General features: G+C 52.2%; 15 protein-coding genes, 12 tRNA genes and 1 rRNA gene. 14 read left to right on the top strand and 14 right to left on the bottom strand.

Features of this window, described 5'->3' with window-relative positions:
• Positions 1 to 161 precede the first annotated feature (161 nt).
• Positions 162 to 1,695: ribosomal RNA gene (locus tag NZD86_RS03815) — 16S ribosomal RNA — on the bottom strand.
• A gap of 1,282 nt (positions 1,696 to 2,977) precedes the next feature.
• Between NZD86_RS03815 and NZD86_RS03810 the strand changes: the two genes are divergently transcribed.
• From NZD86_RS03810 to NZD86_RS03755, 12 genes are all read left to right on the top strand, one after another.
• A tRNA-Tyr gene (locus tag NZD86_RS03810) sits at positions 2,978 to 3,061 on the top strand.
• Positions 3,062 to 3,128: 67 nt separating this feature from the next.
• A tRNA-His gene (locus NZD86_RS03805) sits at positions 3,129 to 3,204 on the top strand.
• 3 nt (positions 3,205 to 3,207) lie between these two features.
• A tRNA-Gln gene (locus tag NZD86_RS03800) sits at positions 3,208 to 3,282 on the top strand.
• A 2-nt stretch (positions 3,283 to 3,284) separates the two neighbouring features.
• Positions 3,285 to 3,361: transfer RNA gene (locus tag NZD86_RS03795), tRNA-Arg, on the top strand.
• 5 nt (positions 3,362 to 3,366) lie between these two features.
• A tRNA-Ala gene (locus NZD86_RS03790) sits at positions 3,367 to 3,442 on the top strand.
• 3 nt (positions 3,443 to 3,445) lie between these two features.
• Positions 3,446 to 3,520 (top strand) — tRNA-Asn (locus tag NZD86_RS03785).
• Between the two features lie 4 nt (positions 3,521 to 3,524).
• Positions 3,525 to 3,600 (top strand) — tRNA-Thr (locus tag NZD86_RS03780).
• Positions 3,601 to 3,602: 2 nt separating this feature from the next.
• A tRNA-Glu gene (locus NZD86_RS03775) sits at positions 3,603 to 3,677 on the top strand.
• A 56-nt stretch (positions 3,678 to 3,733) separates the two neighbouring features.
• A tRNA-Val gene (locus NZD86_RS03770) sits at positions 3,734 to 3,809 on the top strand.
• A gap of 3 nt (positions 3,810 to 3,812) precedes the next feature.
• A tRNA-Met gene (locus NZD86_RS03765) sits at positions 3,813 to 3,888 on the top strand.
• A gap of 4 nt (positions 3,889 to 3,892) precedes the next feature.
• A tRNA-Phe gene (locus tag NZD86_RS03760) sits at positions 3,893 to 3,968 on the top strand.
• A gap of 7 nt (positions 3,969 to 3,975) precedes the next feature.
• Positions 3,976 to 4,052: transfer RNA gene (locus NZD86_RS03755), tRNA-Met, on the top strand.
• Between the two features lie 222 nt (positions 4,053 to 4,274).
• Here the strand turns inward: NZD86_RS03755 and NZD86_RS03750 are convergent.
• The 7 genes from NZD86_RS03750 to NZD86_RS03720 form a co-directional block, all read right to left on the bottom strand.
• Entirely contained in the window at positions 4,275 to 4,940 is a 666-nt protein-coding gene (locus tag NZD86_RS03750; protein ID WP_268045167.1) for a PspA/IM30 family protein, read from the bottom strand.
• Between the two features lie 99 nt (positions 4,941 to 5,039).
• The gene (locus NZD86_RS03745; RefSeq protein WP_268045166.1) at positions 5,040 to 6,131 is read right to left on the bottom strand and encodes a hypothetical protein; all 1,092 of its coding nucleotides are present in this window, start codon (positions 6,129 to 6,131) and stop codon (positions 5,040 to 5,042) included.
• 77 nt (positions 6,132 to 6,208) lie between these two features.
• Positions 6,209 to 7,072 carry a PhzF family phenazine biosynthesis protein gene (locus tag NZD86_RS03740; RefSeq protein ID WP_268045165.1) on the bottom strand — a complete coding sequence of 288 codons (864 nt, stop codon included), beginning with the start codon at positions 7,070 to 7,072 and terminating at the stop codon, positions 6,209 to 6,211.
• Positions 7,073 to 7,099: 27 nt separating this feature from the next.
• Positions 7,100 to 8,788, bottom strand: coding sequence for an ABC1 kinase family protein (locus tag NZD86_RS03735; RefSeq protein WP_268045164.1), 1,689 nt, complete (start codon positions 8,786 to 8,788; stop codon positions 7,100 to 7,102).
• Between the two features lie 67 nt (positions 8,789 to 8,855).
• A complete protein-coding gene (locus NZD86_RS03730) occupies positions 8,856 to 9,206 on the bottom strand; it encodes a phasin family protein (protein WP_268045163.1) in 351 nt (116 codons plus the stop codon).
• A gap of 35 nt (positions 9,207 to 9,241) precedes the next feature.
• Positions 9,242 to 9,877, bottom strand: a complete 636-nt coding sequence (locus tag NZD86_RS03725) for an MBL fold metallo-hydrolase (protein ID WP_268045162.1) — start codon at positions 9,875 to 9,877, stop codon at positions 9,242 to 9,244.
• Between the two features lie 78 nt (positions 9,878 to 9,955).
• Positions 9,956 to 10,690 (bottom strand): pseudouridine synthase, encoded by a 735-nt coding sequence (locus NZD86_RS03720; protein ID WP_268045161.1) that lies wholly within the window; start codon positions 10,688 to 10,690, stop codon positions 9,956 to 9,958.
• A gap of 112 nt (positions 10,691 to 10,802) precedes the next feature.
• Between NZD86_RS03720 and NZD86_RS03715 the strand changes: the two genes are divergently transcribed.
• Complete coding sequence (locus NZD86_RS03715; RefSeq protein ID WP_268045159.1) at positions 10,803 to 11,561, top strand: SGNH/GDSL hydrolase family protein; 759 nt, start codon at positions 10,803 to 10,805, stop codon at positions 11,559 to 11,561.
• On the opposite strand, the gene NZD86_RS03710 is transcribed toward NZD86_RS03715, so the two are convergent.
• Positions 11,482 to 12,168 (bottom strand): MOSC domain-containing protein, encoded by a 687-nt coding sequence (locus NZD86_RS03710; RefSeq protein ID WP_268045158.1) that lies wholly within the window; start codon positions 12,166 to 12,168, stop codon positions 11,482 to 11,484. The two genes, NZD86_RS03715 and NZD86_RS03710, sit on opposite strands and share 80 nt — an antisense overlap.
• Positions 12,169 to 12,333: 165 nt before the next feature.
• On the opposite strand from NZD86_RS03710, the gene NZD86_RS03705 reads away from it, so the two are divergent.
• Complete coding sequence (locus tag NZD86_RS03705) at positions 12,334 to 12,855, top strand: hypothetical protein (RefSeq protein ID WP_268045157.1); 522 nt, start codon at positions 12,334 to 12,336, stop codon at positions 12,853 to 12,855.
• Between the two features lie 551 nt (positions 12,856 to 13,406).
• On the opposite strand, the gene NZD86_RS03700 is transcribed toward NZD86_RS03705, so the two are convergent.
• The 5 genes from NZD86_RS03700 to NZD86_RS03680 form a co-directional block, all read right to left on the bottom strand.
• Positions 13,407 to 14,144 (bottom strand): aspartate/glutamate racemase family protein, encoded by a 738-nt coding sequence (locus NZD86_RS03700; protein WP_268045156.1) that lies wholly within the window; start codon positions 14,142 to 14,144, stop codon positions 13,407 to 13,409.
• 32 nt (positions 14,145 to 14,176) lie between these two features.
• Positions 14,177 to 15,694: an APC family permease gene (locus NZD86_RS03695; RefSeq protein WP_268045155.1), complete on the bottom strand. Its 1,518-nt coding sequence runs from the start codon at positions 15,692 to 15,694 to the stop codon at positions 14,177 to 14,179.
• A gap of 276 nt (positions 15,695 to 15,970) precedes the next feature.
• Positions 15,971 to 17,119 (bottom strand): UxaA family hydrolase, encoded by a 1,149-nt coding sequence (locus NZD86_RS03690; protein WP_326492633.1) that lies wholly within the window; start codon positions 17,117 to 17,119, stop codon positions 15,971 to 15,973.
• Positions 17,120 to 17,121: 2 nt separating this feature from the next.
• Positions 17,122 to 17,400 (bottom strand): UxaA family hydrolase, encoded by a 279-nt coding sequence (locus NZD86_RS03685; protein WP_268045152.1) that lies wholly within the window; start codon positions 17,398 to 17,400, stop codon positions 17,122 to 17,124.
• A gap of 191 nt (positions 17,401 to 17,591) precedes the next feature.
• Entirely contained in the window at positions 17,592 to 18,539 is a 948-nt protein-coding gene (locus tag NZD86_RS03680; RefSeq protein ID WP_268045151.1) for a hydroxyacid dehydrogenase, read from the bottom strand.
• Positions 18,540 to 18,625 lie beyond the last annotated feature (86 nt).

Below are 18,625 nucleotides of genomic sequence, written 5' to 3'. Positions count from 1 at the left end.
TACGTTAACCTGTTACTCGCATTTCGGTTACCGGTTTTACTTCATTCGAGGTTGTTCCATATTCAGTTGCCAAGGTACCTTGAGTTTACCTAGCCACTAAGGGCTTTGGCTCCCTCAAAACTAAACACATTCCCACGTCCTGAAAGGGTGTTTCTCCGTAGAAAGGAGGTGATCCAGCCGCGCCTTCCGATACGGCTACCTTGTTACGACTTCACCCCAATCATCAACCCCACCTTCGGCGGCTGGCTCCGATACAGGTTACCTCACCGACTTCGGGTGTTGCCGACTCTCGTGGTGTGACGGGCGGTGTGTACAAGGCCCGGGAACGGATTCACCGCGGCATGCTGATCCGCGATTACTAGCAATTCCGGCTTCATGCAGGCGAGTTGCAGCCTGCAATCCGAACTACGAACGGCTTTTTAGGTTTTGCTCCACCTCGCGGCTTCGCTTCCCGTTGTACCGCCCATTGTAGCACGTGTGTAGCCCAGGACATAAAGGGCATGATGATTTGACGTCATCCCCGCCTTCCTCCGACTTACGCCGGCAGTCACCTGTGAGTCCCCATCTTTACATGCTGGTAACACAGGTCAAGGGTTGCGCTCGTTGCGGGACTTAACCCAACATCTCACGACACGAGCTGACGACAACCATGCACCACCTGTCACCCCTGCCCCGAAGGGAAGGTACATCTCTGCACCTGTCAGAGGGATGTCAAGCCCTGGTAAGGTTCTTCGCGTTGCTTCGAATTAAACCACATGCTCCACTGCTTGTGCGGGCCCCCGTCAATTCCTTTGAGTTTCAGTCTTGCGACCGTACTCCCCAGGCGGAGTGCTTATTGGGTTTCCTTCGGCACTGGGGTGTGTCCCCCAACACCTAGCACTCATCGTTTACGGCGTGGACTACCAGGGTATCTAATCCTGTTTGCTCCCCACGCTTTCGTGCCTCAGCGTCAGTCACTGTCCAGCAAGGCGCCTTCGCCACTGGTATTCCTCCACATATCTACGCATTTCACCGCTACACGTGGAATTCCCCTTGCCTCTCCAGCACTCAAGTTGCGCAGTTTCCAGAGCAATCCCAAGGTTGAGCCTTGGACTTTCACTCCAGACACACGCAACCGCCTACGCACGCTTTACGCCCAGTGATTCCGGACAACGCTTGCCCCCTACGTATTACCGCGGCTGCTGGCACGTAGTTAGCCGGGGCTTCCTCACTCGGTACCGTCTCACAAGGAGCTTTCCACTCTCCTTGTCTCTCTCCCCGAGCAACAGAGCTTTACAACCCGAAGGCCTTCTTCGCTCACGCGGCGTTGCTCCGTCAGGCTTGCGCCCATTGCGGAAGATTCCCTACTGCTGCCTCCCGTAGGAGTCTGGGCCGTGTCTCAGTCCCAGTGTGGCCGGTCACCCTCTCAGGTCGGCTACGCATCGTCGCCTTGGTGAGCCGTTACCTCACCAACTAGCTAATGCGCCGCGGGCTCCTCTACCAGTGATGCATTTGCATCTTTCAATTCGCGAAGATGCCTTCGCGAATGTTATCCAGCATTAGCACCCGTTTCCGAGTGTTATTCCAGTCTGGTAGGCAGATTGCCCACGTGTTACTCACCCGTCCGCCGCTGACATCCGAAGATGTCCGCTCGACTTGCATGTATTAGGCACGCCGCCAGCGTTCGTCCTGAGCCAGGATCAAACTCTCAATAAATGTTACTGGCGTTTCGCCAGAATGTTATCCGTTTGTCGTGACAACCGAAGTTGTCTCGACTGAAACTTTCAGGCGTGGTGTGTTTAGTTTTCAAGGAACCAAATCCGTCATCAAAAAGTCTTACGAACCGCATGATGCCGGGCTTATTTCGCGGCCGCCGTTTTGGCGACGTCGACAATCATAGCATGGGCGTTACGGCTTCGTCAAGTACTTAATTTAACTTTTTCTACGACCGTGTCTAAGGCTCGGGGACATGGAGACCCAGCGTCATGTTCGTAATACTGTTACATGTAGACAATACTTACAACCTGGATTAACCACACCTTGTGAGTCAGGATCTCGAGCAAGGGCGAAATCCGTACCATCATCTAGGTAACTAGATGCCGTTACATAATCGTCGTGATACATTTTCGCGATAAATGATGCTAGTAGATGAAGTAATATTTTTCTTTAGGTGTGAAGACGTGACGGTTTAAGGAGTTGAGATACATTAACGTGCTATCCGCATGCTAAAACTAACTTGATACTTGCAAGCGGTGGGAAAGAACCTAAATTATGCCCACTGGGAACCATATCGGAAGCCCGTCAGTTAACCATGTCACTCGGACGATTTAATTCATTTGCTGCCACAGCCATACCGAATTCCTTTCGTCTTTAGCACGAACGTACATGATCCATCGGTGTTCGGAAAGTCCGCATGAACGAGAAGGTCTGAAATTTGTATCTGTGGACAGGAGACTGCTAGCGCGTTATTCGAGAAGTCTTGTTACCCAGCATTTAACTAAGGACTGCTGTGCTTTTATCCGATCATTTGCTACTACCATCCGGCCGGACTGCGTCGATAAAAGGACTCCCAGTTCCTTGTTCGCATCTGAGCAGAACTGAAGTGACCCACAGAGGAACGCCGGTGCCTTACGTGCACACCCCACACCCCACACCCACACCCGCCTTGCGGCACACCAGGCCTGATCGCATTATCCAAGGCCGAATCAAGGGGACCAAACACCGAACAACCGAAAAACTCCGACACTCAGCCATCACGACCCCGACAGAATGGCGCCGTGCTTTCAACTCGCCCCATGGCAATAAGAAACCCGGTGTCGCTACCATAGCTAGCAATCCTTGCCGACTCTTTCCTATATGACATGTGTCCAAGAGCATAGAGTCCGCCTCCTAACAGACATTGGTAGAAAAAATCGCGTGCTTGATCCTTGACACCTGTTGACCGACCGTGGTATCGTACTGAATGCGCGTTGCGAGTGATTCGCATTGCGAACCATTTGGAGGGGTACCAAAGTGGCCAAATGGGGCGGACTGTAAATCCGTTGCGGAAGCTTCGAAGGTTCGAATCCTTCCCCCTCCACCAATCTGCACGTCTACCTCAGATGTATAAGTTTTTATACAGTGGGTAGGATGTAGCAGCATGCAATATGGTGAGTGTGGCGAAGGGGTTAACGCACCGGATTGTGATTCCGGCATACGTGGGTTCAATTCCCATCACTCACCCCACAATGGGGAATAGCCAAGCGGTAAGGCAACGGTTTTTGGTACCGTCACGCGAAGGTTCGAATCCTTCTTCCCCAGCCAATGTGCCCTTAGCTCAGCTGGATAGAGCGTTTGACTACGAATCAAAAGGTCGGGAGTTCGAATCTCTCAGGGCACGCCATATATGGGGGTATAGCTCAGCTGGGAGAGCACCTGCCTTGCAAGCAGGGGGTCATCGGTTCGAATCCGTTTACCTCCACCATATTCCTCGATAGCTCAGCGGTAGAGCATCCGGCTGTTAACCGGAGGGTCGTAGGTTCGAATCCTACTCGGGGAGCCAATTTGCTTCCATAGCTCAGTCGGCAGAGCGCATCCATGGTAAGGATGAGGTCACCAGTTCGACCCTGGTTGGAAGCTCCAGTGGCCCCATGGTCAAGCGGTTAAGACACCGCCCTTTCACGGCGGTAACGCGGGTTCGAATCCCGCTGGGGTCACCACTTGTACATTGAAGTTGGTGTTTTTTGCTGCAATGTGCACATAATCAATCGCGTTTGGACGTTTAGCTCAGTTGGGAGAGCATCTGCCTTACAAGCAGAGGGTCGGCGGTTCGAGCCCGTCAACGTCCACCATGTCGCGGGGTGGAGCAGTTGGCAGCTCGTCGGGCTCATAACCCGAAGGTCGCAGGTTCAAGTCCTGCCCCCGCAACCAAGTTGGCTCGGTAGCTCAGTCGGTAGAGCAGAGGACTGAAAATCCTCGTGTCGGCGGTTCGATTCCGTCCCGAGCCACCACGTCTGTGGCGGCGTAGCTCAGTTGGTTAGAGCACACGGTTCATACCCGTGGCGTCGGTGGTTCGAATCCACTCGCCGCTACCAAAAAGAAAATCGGCCTTGCATGGTCTCCGTGCAGGGCCGATTTTATTATGCGCTCCAAATTGAACTCCTGAACCCGTTTCCTATGTAGCGCCTGTGGGACAAGGCCGTTCGAGGAGGAGGGGGTGCTCGGTGGTTCTCTTGTCCCACAGGCGTGCTATATCTTAATCGTTAGACCGCCCTCGTGGCACTGACGATTGTCCGTGAGAGCAATCCTTAACTAAACTACCTACTGTCCCTATTGTCTTTACCTCCGTCGTTGGACGACGTATCCAACTCGCGCTGAAGGTCTGCAATGGCGGCGGAAACCGGGTCACGCGGGGAATGATACACTTCGTACTCAGCCTCGGCTCTCGCCTCTTCTCGAATGACGTCCAGCTCGAGGCGTTCGAAGTCACGCAGCGGGTTGTGCACGTCCACGTCCGATAGGCTGGCGAAGGCGTCAATTTGGACCTGGGCTCGATCTCGGCGGGCGACGAGATCGGCTCGGGCGGCTTTGGCGCGGTCTAACCTATCAGCCAGCTTGGTGTACAGTGACTCCAATTGGGTTGCCGTCTTCTCGCTGAGGGCTAGCTGGGACCGAAGATCGTCTTGTCGATCACGCTCCCTCCGCTCGGCCTCCAAGTACTTGATGGCCTCCGTCTCGTTGCCTGCTGCCAGCGATGACTTGGCCAAGTCGTGATCGTGGCGGATAAAGTCGTCCAACTCGGAAATTTTGCGACGGAGCGTGATGGTTTGCGCCTGTACCCGTTGTACCTCTGTATGAAAGGATCGCAAGCGTTCACTCGCAGCCTCAATGTAGATATTGATGGCTCGCTCCGCGTTATCGTCACCCGACTCGCGTTTGCCCGTTTGTTGTGCAGCATTCCTCAGTTTCCGAAACAGGGACATCCGTCAACATCCTCTGATAAATTGATCGAGTATGACTAGCCTTCACGTAATCCACACGCTCATGAAAGCCACATCGCGCGTGACAGTAAGCTGTCGTTGTCAGTCATCACAGTATTCACGGCCGTTCGCGCGTTCAAAGCTGCTTTCACAGATAAATCGACCAGGTGCACCATCGTCCCCGTAGTCCCACGTAAAGACATAGCCCTGTGAAATCGTCCGACCAATGATATACACAGGACCCCGCACTACTCTGTAGACAGAAGAGAATGGGCAGCAAAACCAGTAGCCTTCCTCCACGATATTGCCCACGGAGACGAGATATTCAACGGTCGCCTCATACTCCCGCTCTTCGGGCGTAATGCGGTGCAAATCCCAGTGTTCTCGCAAGTCTCGTTCGGCTTGCCACCATTCGCCTGCTTCGCGAATTTCCTGGATGGCGATTTTGGAGGTCACACGCCAGGGATCGTTCGAATCCAACTTTGTCCGCTGGTACTGAGTGTGAACGGCTGGTCTTTGGTCGAGAAGGGTCGGATCCGCTAGCCCCTGTGCGATGAGCACATAGTTGGACAAAGCCTGCCAATAGTGATCCTCGGCTTCCTCGTGACTGACAACGGGAACATGTTGGCCATCCATAATCGTGCCTACGATGGCATCGCCCATTTGGCGCCGTGTCCGCGCTTCCTCATATAAGAGTATCGGTTGTTTATATGTTTCGCCTTCCAGGCGTGCGTGCCGCAGATCATCCTCCAGCAAGGTTTCGATGGCATCTGCTGCCCGTCGCATCCCAGCCAGATGACTCGTGGGACATGCACGACCAGCTTCGATCCGCCGGCCGATCCGGTGGGGCAACGGCAATTTTGCGCTTCCTGCAAATGCGGCTTCTTGACGGGCTGCAATGAGGAGGTCTGGGATCTGTTCGTACCAGACCTCGGCCTGTTCGTGAGTCACCATGGGAACTGCCGTGTCCGCGCCACTCGATCCCGGAAAGGCATCGCGCAACAAAGCCTCTCCCATGACTTGGAAGCACTTTGCAGCCTGTAAATATGCACGGGATCGCGGAGATTTCGTATCCGCAAGTTCCACTTCCACCCCGTACACTTCGTTTGCAAGCCGTTTGTAGCTTTCCAGGTGCTCGGGAGGACAGGTTCGATCTCCATTCACAGCAGCACGAATGCGGTCAAACAGGCCCATGTGTGACTCCCCTCTCATTTACAAATAGTGTATCACACCAAGAGGATTCAACATGCCCCACTTCCCTCGACTGTTTCTCAAGACAGCCGAAGTCTCCCTGTAATGGTGGTCACGGCACGACCGCCGACAAACACCTGCATATCTGGCGTCACTTCTACGAGAATATGCCCGGGTCGGCCAATACTCCACCCTTGTTCAAAGATAAATTGACCCGGCTTCAGCACCCCATGATGAACGAGGAGTGCGCCAAGTGCGCCATTGGCTGTACCAGTGTGTGGGTCCTCATTGACCCCAACAGCTGGCGAGAAGTCGCGTGTGTGGAGGGTGGATTGTTGGTCGACCGGATCGAACGCGTAAATGTGAACCGAAGCCGCACCAAGTTGCTTTGAGACCTTCGCCAAAGCGTCAAAGTTTGGCTGTAAAGCGTGAACGCTTTGTCGTGTCGGCAAGGGAAGCATGATGTCCCACAATCCCGTGAATGCCAACCCAAAAGGAAGGTTGGCGTCGAGTTCATCCTTGGTCAATCCCAGCGAATCCAATATGCGCGATTTGGTTGTCTCATCGATGTCGCGGTACTGCGGTGCAGCTTGCCGCATCCACGCTGTGCCGTCCGCTTCAATGCGCATCGGCAAATCGCCTACGTTCGTATTGACTAAAATCTCCCCTGTCAGTCCGCTCTGTTCGTGTAATGTGTGAAGCGTTGCGATGGTGGCGTGACCGCAGAGATCGACCTCGGTCTCCGGCGTATAATACCGGAAGCGAAACGTAGTTTGCCCCGTTTGGGTGACAAACGCCGTCTCCGAACAGTTCAATTCGCGTGCAATCTTCTGACGGATATCCGGTGTAATTTGCCCAGCATCGAGCACGACACCGGCTGGATTACCGTTAAAAGGCGTCTCTGTGAATGCATCAACTTGATAGAGATCAGTGTATGTAGCCAACCAAGTCCCTCCGTTCCAATTTGCAGTCTAACGATTGGATCTCCATATAGAAAATATCAGAAAACACAATAGAAGCAGGCCAACACCCATGCCGATATCCGTCATGGGAACGGAAAAGAGTGCGGATGGGGTCTTGGATAACGCCGATGCGATCATCAACCCCGCCATAAAAATGCTGAACGACAAGAGGAGAATACTGAACGATAGTCGATTGCCGATGCGAACAAGCTGGCGTACGAGTTGATCGACCTCGGAGAGTTCAAATTGTACTTTTAACTGTCCGCCGGTCAGGGTATGTAGTGCGGATCGAAGCTGTTTTGGGAGATCGCTCACGAAATCAATGAGATCGAGTGCCCCACGCACGGCACCCCGGGTAAGATTCCTTGGGTTCATCCGATCCCGAAGGAGACGGCGCCCAAACGGTTCGGCGATGTTAAGAATGCGAAACGTTGGATCGAGCCCCTCGACGACGCCTTCGATGGTGATGAGCGTTTTGCCGACCAGTGTGAGGTCAGAGGGGATTTTGATTCTGTGCCGATACGCAATGGAAAACAAGTCCGATGTCGCCTCGCCGAGACTGATCTGTTGAAAAGGGATATCGTAATATTTCTCCCTCAGCCCGTCGACATCGCGACGCAAACGGCTGTCGTCGACGTCCGCCGGAACAACGCCCATTCGGTACAAAGTACGGATGATGGCATCCGAGTCCCGCCGCATAAGACCGACAATGAGGCCTGTCAGCAAGCGCTTCATCTCAGGGGTGATGCGTCCCACCATGCCGAAGTCCATGAAGAGGATGCTGTGGTTCGGTAGAACAGCGAGGTTTCCCGGGTGAGGATCGGCATGGAAAAAACCGTGGATGAGCATTTGCGTGAAGACGGCATGGGCAGCCCGCTCTGCGATCAAACGAACATCGTAACCGGCTTCCTCGAGCAGTTTTGGGTTACTTAACTTGATACCGCGGACGTATTCCATCGTAAGGACACGCGATGTTGTCCAATCCCAGAGGATGTTCGGGACTCGAACCGTTTCGTCACCCGCGTGAATCTCCCGAAGCTTGTCAGCATTTCGACCCTCAATGGTGTAATTCAACTCATTCATCAACGTGTAACGAAACTCTTCAACGACCTCGCTCAACTGATAGTGCGCGGCCCAGCTGAAATGCCGTTCCGCCATCCGCGCTAAGTCCGCTAAAATCTCGAGGTCTACTTCAATTTTCAGGGATATCCCGGGACGTTGAACTTTGACTGCGACCTCTTCCCCGGTCATAAGCTCCGCTCGATGAACCTGTCCAATCGATGCCGAGCCCACTGGTTCTTCATCGAATACTTTGAACACTTCAGCCAATGGGCGACCAAATTCCATCTCCACGATCTGCCTGACTGCCGTAAATGGCTCAGGGGGTACTTCGTCCTGCAGGCGTGCGAGCTCGTCTGTTAATTCCTGCGGAAAAACGTCGGCGCGTAAGCTGGCAATCTGCCCAAGTTTAATAAAGGTCGGCCCTAGCTGTTCAAAGACCAACCGAATTCGCTCGTATGTCGTCAGTGGCTGGCGCTCTTTCCGGTCCGAAAACAAGCGCCGCGGCAGATCGATAACTTCCGCTAAACCGATCTCGTCAATAAACCACCCGAACCCATTTGCAACAAGAATGTGTGCAATGTCTTTGTAGCGAGACAAATGTCGCACGCGCTTCCCAAGAATTTGTCTCCCAACCATGCCATTCCCCTTTGCTTCCTAGAGACATTCCCTCTCACTCATCAAGTAACCACGAGCCCACCGAGGATTATTCCGTCCGATCCGCCTCATCCGACAGTTTCTCCTCCAAATGTCCGATACGCGCATCTAACCGACTCATCAACTCGCGCAGCGCGGCCAGTTCCGAACGGATCTCGTCGTGATCCTCGCGAATTCCTAGCTTGTGCAGGGTCTTTTGCACCTGTTCCTGAATGCTTTGTTGCAAATCGCTCCGGCCTTGCTCGCCGCGTTCAACCATGGCTTGGATCAATTCGCGTGTTTGTGTCGGCGTCAATTTCCGTTCTTCTGCCCATTGTTTTGCCGTTTCTGTAATTTTATCGCGACTGAGTGTGATAAACCCGACTCCGAGATCGACCATCTTACGCAGTGTATCGTCCATGGTCACAACTCCTGTTCCATTATTTCTGTATTTTATCACGTCATCAGTGCATCCCAAAGGTTGCCTCGACGAACCGGACTGCCGTGTGCAGGGCAGACATAGTTAAAATCCAGCCGCCCCACTTCATGAATGGACTGTCGAAGGCGTGCTTTATCTTCCGTCAAAAATCCCGGTGAGGGTTTTAGCTTGCCCCTGCTTGACATGACCAAATCACCAGTAAACAGAACATCGCCGTAGCGAAAGGAAACGTGTCCCGGTGTGTGCCCAGGTGTAGGAATCATCTCCACTTGCCCGATTCGCTGACCAGGCTCATAAAATGCATCGATCTCCGGAATGTCCGCTTTGATGGTCGCTGATATAAGGCGGCGCAAGCCTTTTGGTTTTTGCGTCCGATGGATGTACGGCAGGTCATCTTTCGGTGCCCATAGCTTCGCGGAGGATGCCGATTTGAGCGATTTTGCATTGCCGATGTGATCGACATCCGAATGCGTGAGCAGCAAATGAGCAATATCCGTAAGCTTGACTCCCAGTTCGTTCAGTTCTCGTTCGATCTTCAGATGGCGTCCGGGATTTCCCGTATCGATCAGAAGTGGTTCATTCGCATCCAGCACGAGGTACACGAAACTACCTTTCGTCGACTCGAGCAAGTGAACACCTTTTGTAATTTCCATGTCCCATCCGCCTCCTGTCATCGAGACACACGTCAGCGGTATCGCCGTTCACAGTGTCATCCACATAATCAGTACAACTCATCCATTCGACTTGCGCAAGGGCTGCAGTTCCTGCAATTCACGTTCCGTAAGAAGTCGATATTCCCCCGGCTCCAGCGTTTCATCGAGGGTGAGCGGTCCCATACGAAGGCGCTTGAGAAACGTCACAGGTTTGCCAAGTGCCGCAAACATCCGCTTTACCTGATGGAACTTTCCTTCGTAAATGGTGATGCGGCCGATGGACGTTTGCCCCCGTTCGATAATTTCCAACTCTCCCGGTAATGCTTCATATCCATCCTCAAGAACGACGCCTTTGCGAATGACGTCGACGTCGGACTCGGTTAACTCTCCATCCACATGAACCAAGTACAGCTTAGGAACATGCTTTTTCGGCGACAACAGTTGATGTGTCAACTGACCGTCATTCGTGAGTAACAGCAGTCCCTCCGCGTCCTTGTCCAGCCGGCCGACGGGAAATACGTCAAAGTGTGCATCCGCGTCGTCGAGGAGATCGATCACGACCGGATCGCGCAAATCCTCCGTCGCACTGAGAACTCCCTGCGGTTTGTACATCATGAAGTAAACAAATTTCAAGTAGGGCACTTCAACGCCGTCAAACTCAACCACGTCGTCCCCGGGCACAACATGCATGGCCGAATCCCTTGCCACGTTCCCATTGACAACGACTCTGGAAGCGCGAACGGCCTTTTTGACTTCTGTTCGCGTGCCCATTCCGGCATTCGCCAGCCACTTATCCAAACGTAGACCCTTCACAGCTCTGTACTACCTCCCTCTCCCCTTCAAGTCGCTCAAGCACGCCTCCACATTTGACCGTTTCCATGCGCCTGGTCCTCAGCATCTCCTGTTGGGGAAGGAGGTTACCCGAATGGAAAAGCACGTTCACTTGGCGCTGGGCGACTCCATTACAGTTGGTTACGAAGCATCCCAACCAAGCCAGACTTACATATATCACGTTTCACAGGCGATTCGTCAGCGGGGTTTAGCTGACGAAACACGACTCATCGCAAAAAACGGATGGGACTCGTCCCAACTCGTTCGAGCACTCCATACGATCCCGCCCGCCTTCTGGTCGAATGTGTCTATAGCAACCTTACTCATCGGCGGAAACGATCTCCGCAGTCTCCTCAAACGACTGTGGACGCCCGGTCCCAACCCGCTGTCAAAGCCGATGATCGACATGCAAGTGAGTTATTTCGAGCGCAATTACCACGTCATTGCCAAAGCGCTTGCAGAACAAGTCCCAACGACGGTAGCCATGACGATTTACAATCCTGTCCCGAACTTTCCCGTCGCACAGATGACCTTTTCACAGATGAACGGCATCATCCGCGACGCCGCCAACAAGTACCAGTTTCCCTTGGTGGATCTCCACACCGCTTTCAGCGGACGCGAGTCCCAGTACATTCACCGCTACCAACGGGGAATCTTAGAGGACCTCATGCGTCCCTTCTTACGCCCCATCCACCCGAATGACGCCGGGCACGCCGTGATCGCCGAGCGGGTTATCGCATGTCTTCCGAAGACCCTCGATGCTCCCGGAAAAGTCAGCCCCTCAGTAGATTCGCCTTCCAAGCATCAGCAAGCGGAGTACACGCCGCGAGTTCGTCGACGAGGGCAGACGTGAACGGTTCTCGGTGAAAAAGTAGATCGTTCAATCGCGCAATGGTGAACTGTGGAAATGGATGGTGAAGTCGCTCAAGCGCATCGCCGGCCTTCACTGTACCTGCCTCTTTGACGCGCGCATACCATCCAGTCTTTCCACTCGATCTCACCGCATCCGCCAACGTCTCTTCCCGCCAGCGTTTGGATATCTTCCAACACGGAATGCGGGGTTGTGCGATTTCGAGCACGACATCGCCCACACGAAAGACATCTCCGACACAAACGTAGGTCTCGTCGAGTGACTCCACCGTTAGGTTCTCGCCAAAGGCGCCTGGCTGAAGGTCGAGCGCTGCGTACCGCGATTTCCATTCATCATAGTGACGAAATGCATATAAGAGGACAGCTTTATCGGGACCACCGTGGTGTTTCATGTCCGCTTGCTCGTCCCCGACAAGTCCATGTACCTCAACGCGTGTTGACTGGTTTACGGGACGCTTATCAAAAGCTGAACGCCAGGTGTTGTCACGTGAACCTTGTTCATCAAGAGGATATGTTTTGGCCTGCCCCACTTGTACCGAAATGACTCGCACGATGATCCCCCTCGCCCATTCGTTAGCAGTATCGTACATGGGATACAGAAACATGACAATCTACCATCTACCGCAACTGATCGCTTATCAACCAAAAGAGGCATGGCTATTCATAGGGAAGTTCGTGTAACATATAACCTTGTTCCCCTGTTTCAGCCGTGTTCAATTTTCTACTGACATCAAAACAACTTGAGGTGGATCTTTATGTCAACAACCGAGAAAGACATCCTGTCCAAGGAGCCCAGCGCGGATCAAAGCAATTTGCAACAACAGATGACTGATGATGAAGCACTCGAAACGGCCCGCATGAAGCTAGAGGACAAAGTCTTGCGGTACTTTCAAAATAAAGAAATCGCCAAAGAGAGAAACGAAGAAAATAAACTGCTGCTTGAGGAAATCGAAGAAATGTTCCAGGAAACAGATGGGGAAGAAATCGTCATTCCCCTTCCAAGTGGCGACAACGCTGTCCTCACCCCGTCCATCCGTGAGCGCGAAGTACTCGACAAGGACTTGCTCGCAGAAGAGATGCAGGTACCGAAAGATGAACTTAAAACCCCGTTCGACTTTTGCATGTTCACATCGCAAGGCAAGCTAACACCGGCTATGATCACGAAACACACATCTATCGAACGCGAAATGAAGTTGCGCATCTCCAAGAGAAAACGCTCAACGAAGCGCAGAAAATCACGCAGCTCTGAAGGCAGCATCGACCAACCGTCACGTTGAGAGAATACAATATCCACGTTCAAAAGAGGGTGTCCCGAAGTCATCCCGAGATGGCTGAGGGGCACCCTCTTTGGCGGGGGCGGATCGAACGCTACGGAGGGGAAATCGGAACCTGCGGATGTACGAAGAGAGACAAACGAGAGGTGCACACAGTGGACCTCTCGACTGCCCCGCAACCCGGCGACCCCGCGACCCGGCTGCGTTGGAATAAGTTACTGTCAGTCCGTTACATGGAGGTAGTGAGTCCGTAAGATTGACTAAAGGAATGCGGTACCTCTATCGACTAAATTCTGACGTTCTGAAGGAAGTAATGGTGGAAACAAAGGGCGCCAGGCATCTTGTTTCTTTCCGGAGAGGCATTAAGCTGTGGATTACGGAATAAAACTCCGTTCCACATGCCGCGCACCGGTCCACGCACCCTCTGCCACGCGCCCATTCCACGCACCCTCTGCCACGCACCACCCTCAGCGATGCATCCGTTCCCGCCATCCCCAGTCATACGCCCCCGTCAACCAGCCGCCAGAACACCAACTTTTGACGTATTGTCTTATTCATTCGTACGCCTCTCGAACGACCGCTGCGGCGAGAATATCCGTCGAGTTGAACAACTCCCCCGAAAACGTCGTGGATGCGGCATATTCTGGTATCGGAAAGATAACGGGTAACTCGGTGCAAGCCAGTAGTATGCCGTCCACACCCCTGCTCCAGGGCCTTTCAGCCAGTTCGACTGTCCGCCGACCGAGAAGCGTCATCACATTGACGTCCCCCTCTTGTGGGTGATTGTTTACCGCAGTCGCCTCTTTAACAGTCGAGATGACATCCATCATCGCGGATTGAGTTTCCTCATCAGGGTATACCGCCCGTATTCCAGCTCGCTCGAAAGCCTCGTCGTATACATGAAACATTCGCGTCGGAGTCGTACCCATTACGCCAATGCGGCTGCAGCGTGATCGAGAAATCGCAGCGGTGACTTCATCGATCATCGAAACAATGGGCACGTCAATTTGCTCAGCGATTGTTTTCTCATAAATACTCGTCGTACTGGACGGGATAGCGAGCAGGCTGGCTCCAGCTCCAATCAATTTCCGCGCAACCTCAACGAGTTTCGGGACGGGCGATTCTCCTGTACCCGATAAGTGTTCAACTCTACTGGGAATTGCGGGGTCAGAAATGAGAATCACTGGAATATGCTCCCGATCTCCCGCCGCCGGCGTCATATCAATCACTCGGCGATAGAAGTGTGCCCCTGCGAGTGGCCCAAGTCCACCTAAAATCCCGACTGTTTTCATTGTCCATTCCCCCTAGCAGCCCAATCTACGAATCATTGTTCAGGCGGTCGGGTAAACCGCTCTCGTGCCTCTAAAAAGCTGCCAGTCGATGTGCTGTGTTTTCTTAGTCGTGAAAGATATATACGGTAGATAATGATGGCAATGACGACTACGACAGCGGACTGGAATGCTGGCTGTAAAATCAGTGGATTCGATGCGGAGGACAGGGTGATGGATACAGCAAACCACACGGCGATAAGCATCAGTAAGACACCAATGATAATCTGCGTGAAGCGACTCTTTGACAGTGAGGACTGATTGGTCGAGTACAGATTGGGGGCATGTTTCGGAAACGTGATCATGCCTAGTCCCATAAAGAAAAAAACAAGCATCACGGACAGTACCCGGATATTCACGCCGAAAACAAAGCCTAGTTTAATCGACTCGACTAAGCTTATGGAGCCGAAGATGGCACTGAGTGTAAGAGCCAATACCGGCGTTTTATACCTGGCGTGCGTCCGTGAAAAGACGCGTGGAATGAGATGGTCCTCTCCCCATGCGTACACCCATCGCGACTGGGCCAAATAGATCGGCAAGAATGTTTTGACGACAATTAGCGCGACACACAGATTTAGAAGAGAAGACATCCAAGGTGGCATTAAAAATTGCAAGAGTCCGGATGAAGTTGTGTACGCCGACATTTTTAATTGAGCCAGTCCAGCAACCACCCGCCATGGAACAGCATGGTACACTGCAAAGGCAAAAAGGGTATAAACGACCGTCACCACGATCACTGTGATGAGCACCGCCCTGGCCAACGACCTTGTCGCATTCTTGGCCTCGCCCCCCGTTTGCGTTGCCGTTGAGAGCCCAAGATACCCAAAGAAGAGGACTGGTAAAGCGGAACCAAACGCAACTTGGTAGCTTGTGTGTTGGACAGGTGAAGCCGATGTGATAGCCGTTGCGGACATGTGAAGATGCTGTGTCAGGGCGTTGTCAAAACTGGCTTGGCTCGTAAAAAGACCATAAATGATCATCAGGATGGCGACAGCAAAGACTAAAAACATGGCAATTGTCGTAAGTAATCCAGCCAAACGTACGCCCAGTACGTGAATGGCCCAAAATCCCCACAATATGACAAGACCGATCGTCAAGATACCGGCACTGGACGCAAAAAAGTTTCCCACACCAGTCGCCCCAAGTGATATTGCGGCCGTGGATAAAAACTTGGGGGCGGAGAACGCCAGTGTACCCAATGACCCCGTAAACCCAAACCACGCCAAGAATGTAACGACAAATGCGATACCCGGACTGAGCGAACGGGAAATTATCACATATTCCCCACCAGCTCCAACTAATCCAGATGCGAAGAAAAACCGATACGCAACAACCGTTATGAAGGTGATAATACCGCCAACGATCATGAGTAATGGAACAAGACTACCCACACCAGATGAGCTTTGTTGGATCTGCGTTGATACAAAAAACAGTCCTGCCGCAATTTCGTTTGTCAGACCGAATGCGACGACCGCCAGCAATCCCAACGCTCGATTCAAATGATTCTGTTGCACAACATCTCCTCCTAAGATAAGTTCATCTCCCTCGCTATCGGTATCTGAAATATGAGGATATTATGTTTATTTAAGTCTGAGTATTCCAATTTGCATGAACGGATAAATTTCAACTGTAATCTGCCCGTGGATTCGTGCTGTTTGGCGAAGACATAGGCAACGTCACATTCCCGTTTTCGGGTATTGATGGCTATGTGAAAGAAGCGGGGGCTTCTTTCACATAGCCTCCCGCTTCGTACAAAACGATTACGTTTATGAAATTCTCTGTTCGCGATACTATGCACTCGGATACAGCCGTGTCAGAACAAATTCCCGATGTCCGAGAGATTCTGCCACTGTTAGCCGACCATTGACGGTTCTCTCCATCATCTCAAACAGTAAGTCACCAGCTTGCTCGAGGTTGAATTCGAACGACAACAAAGGACTGACATCGACATCAATATGCTCTCGCATGGCTGCTGCAGTTTTCGGATTCCCAGTGAGCTTGATGACAGGCTCAATCGGATTTCCCACGATGTTTCCCTGTCCAGTGGGGAAGAAGTGGAGAACGGCTCCTCCCGCCGCCATCAGTGTGATGTGTTCCGCTGCAGCCGACGACGAGTCCATGAAGTTAAGACCTTGGCGGGTTGGAGCCTCTGCCGGTTTCAGAACATCAACAACTGGCTTGGTGCCCGTCTTCTCGATATTCCCCATGGCTTTTTCTTCGATCGTGCTCAATCCACCAGCAATATTTCCCTGTGTCGGTTGAGAACCGAGTAAATCAGCCCCCTGGTTTTCAATAAAGGAGACATAATCGGAGTACGTTCTCATGAACTTTGTTCTTACTTCTTCCGTGACGCAACGATTTGCAATCAAATGTTCGCCGCCAGTGAGTTCAGATGTTTCCCCAAAGAGTACCGTAGCGCCAGCATCAATGAGGCGATCCACGACCACGCCAACAGTTGGACATGAAGCTAATCCTGTCGTCGTGTCGGATTCCCCACATTTAATGCTCACAGTGAGGTCAGATAGGGAGATAGGCTCTCTTTTTAACTCAGATGCATACTGAACAAACTCTTGTGCTTTCCAGCAAGCTTGCCGAACAGTCTCTAATTCTCCCTGTCCTTCAATGCTGAACCAAGCAACCGGTTTTCCTGTCTCAGCAATACCGTCTGCAATCCGCTTGGCCCAGTTCGCCTCGATGCCAATGACGATTGCCGCAGCTACATTTGGGTTACGACCTGTCCCAATTAAAGTGCGAAAGTGTAGTTCTAAATCCTCGCCGTATTGAAGTCTCCCATACGGGTGAGGGAGCGCCATGGCTGCGGGAATCTTATCTGCGACCGCTTCACATGCCTCATTTGAAATGTCATCCACAGGAATAATAACGACATGATTCCGAATCCCCACCCGACCATCCGGTCGCCGATAACCTTGTAGTTCCACACTTACCACCTCTTACTTTTAATATTGTGCGTATGAACATAGTCGCCAAGCTGCCATGAGGTCCGTGTTACTCCGATTACTTGGCCGTATTCGATCACGTCTTCGCCTTCCCCGTGTACGACTAAAGAAATCTTATGACCGAGCGGTATATTGCCTTTAGAAACCACTTCCGATGTTTCATTTGTGTCCATATAGACACCCGTTACTCTTTCTCCAGCTTCGATGTCTCGAGTGGCAACCCCAACGTGATCGCCCGTCCGATGAATCCAAAATTTGTGCACGCCGTTTCCCTCCAATTCCTCCAGTGGTACTACCACATACATCATATGACCAGAATGAAACTACGTCAATCATATTCAAAAGCACTTAAAAAAATACAAATGCTCGCTAAGGTATCTCCTCGTAACCCGATGACGCTGTATCTCCAGACCCAATTTTCCAACCTATGAGGACGCACTCGAAACGGCTGATCCTACGAGACAACCCCTTGGGCAAACCGCCCGGAAAGGACGTCGTCAATACCGCGTAACACAAAATCAGCCACTCTTGCAGATGATTCGAATGTGATTCCAGCTACATGCGGGGTGAATAACGTGTTTGCAAGTTGAACCAGCTGATCATTCACCGGGGGCTCGTGTTCTCGGACATCCAGAACAGCAAACCGATCCGGGCAGTCCAGCAACGCACTGTGCAATGCTTCCTCGTCGACGATCCCGCCACGCGCTGTGTTGATAAGCATGACGTTCGTTTTCATCATGGAAAATTCTGTGCGGCCGATGAGATGATACGTATCATCTGTAAGAGGCACGTGTATCGATATGATGTCCGCCTGCTGGCATACGGTCTCCATATCACACGGCTTTACTGCGAAGTCCTGGACCAACATGCTTGATGCGTACAAGAAGGGATCGTATGCTAATACATTCATTCCCATTGCCCTTGCTCGAACTGCCACCCGCTGTCCGATATCACCGACGCCAATCAGCCCAAGAGTTTTTCCGGATAGTTCGAAGCCAATGCTCTCCTCACGCGCCCATTTCCCTTTCCGTATCAATTCATCAGCCTCATGCAGATGACGTCGGTGAAGAAACATGGCTGCGAAAACGTATTCCGCGACTGCGTTCGCGTTACAACCGCGAGCGGCCACAACTTGAACGTCAGCATTTCGGCAAGCAGCTAAATTGATGTTGTCCAGCCCCACCCCTAAACGACCAACCGCTCTTAAATTCCTTAAACTTGCGAGCAGTGCGTGTTCGACACGGGTTTGGTTGCGAACTACAAGAGCTTTTGCCTCCTCAGCCACCTCTGCGAGGCGCTTCGGGTCCAAGTACAATCCCGCGTGGTAAGCAACTGTGTATTTTTCTTCTAACCACGACGGCAGCGGGTGCCATAAGTCTTCACAAATCACGATGTCTGCCATTCCACGTTCCCTCCGTTCCTTTTTCCATCCAACACATGAAGTGTATTCTTTGAAAATATACTATATTGACTTTATTACACTAGCAT

The sequence above is a fragment of the Alicyclobacillus dauci genome (genome assembly GCF_026651605.1).
In the GTDB taxonomy this organism is placed as follows: domain Bacteria; phylum Bacillota; class Bacilli; order Alicyclobacillales; family Alicyclobacillaceae; genus Alicyclobacillus; species Alicyclobacillus dauci.
This window is presented reverse-complemented; position numbering and strand designations above follow the sequence as displayed.

Excerpts from the sequence above, each read along its gene's own strand:
- NZD86_RS03750 (WP_268045167.1), bottom strand. The coding sequence starts at position 4,940 with ATGTCCCTGTTTCGGAAACTGAGGAATGCTGCACAACAAACGGGCAAA.
- NZD86_RS03745 (WP_268045166.1), bottom strand. The coding sequence starts at position 6,131 with ATGGGCCTGTTTGACCGCATTCGTGCTGCTGTGAATGGAGATCGAACC.
- NZD86_RS03735 (WP_268045164.1), bottom strand. The coding sequence starts at position 8,788 with ATGGTTGGGAGACAAATTCTTGGGAAGCGCGTGCGACATTTGTCTCGC.
- NZD86_RS03730 (WP_268045163.1), bottom strand. The coding sequence starts at position 9,206 with ATGGACGATACACTGCGTAAGATGGTCGATCTCGGAGTCGGGTTTATC.
- NZD86_RS03725 (WP_268045162.1), bottom strand. The coding sequence starts at position 9,877 with ATGGAAATTACAAAAGGTGTTCACTTGCTCGAGTCGACGAAAGGTAGT.
- NZD86_RS03715 (WP_268045159.1), top strand. The coding sequence starts at position 10,803 with ATGGAAAAGCACGTTCACTTGGCGCTGGGCGACTCCATTACAGTTGGT.
- NZD86_RS03710 (WP_268045158.1), bottom strand. The coding sequence starts at position 12,168 with ATGTACGATACTGCTAACGAATGGGCGAGGGGGATCATCGTGCGAGTC.
- NZD86_RS03705 (WP_268045157.1), top strand. The coding sequence starts at position 12,334 with ATGTCAACAACCGAGAAAGACATCCTGTCCAAGGAGCCCAGCGCGGAT.
- NZD86_RS03700 (WP_268045156.1), bottom strand. The coding sequence starts at position 14,144 with ATGAAAACAGTCGGGATTTTAGGTGGACTTGGGCCACTCGCAGGGGCA.
- NZD86_RS03680 (WP_268045151.1), bottom strand. The coding sequence starts at position 18,539 with ATGGCAGACATCGTGATTTGTGAAGACTTATGGCACCCGCTGCCGTCG.